Annotated in this window: 1 pseudogene; it reads left to right on the top strand. The window is 50.2% G+C overall.

The annotated features are described in order from the left end of the window. Window positions 1-182 precede the first annotated feature (182 nt). Window positions 183-255 (top strand): annotated as a pseudogene (locus tag NE609_RS17400) (mobilization protein); the annotation flags it as partial.

Here is a 255-nt window from a genome sequence, read left to right as displayed (position 1 = left end):
CATTTTGCCCCTGCGGGAATCTTGTTGGGGAGTGCCTTCCCCAAACCCTGCTTATACGGCTTGCGCCGCTGAAAAACCCCTCAAAATATTTTTTCGGATTTTTCAAAAACAGTTCCGCTTCACACCCTGTTTTTCTCCTATTAGTGAGAGGACACCACGCATAGAAAGGAGGTCTGCCGACCATGAAAAGATACAACACACCGCACCGCAGCCGGGTAGTCAAGACACGCATGACCGAGGAAGAATACGCCGAGT

Source organism: Anaerotruncus sp. DFI.9.16 (genome assembly GCF_024461615.1).
Classification (GTDB): Bacteria; Bacillota; Clostridia; order Oscillospirales; family Ruminococcaceae; genus Anaerotruncus; species Anaerotruncus massiliensis.
Note: the sequence above shows the minus strand (reverse complement) of the source record. Positions and strands in the feature narration are given on the sequence as shown.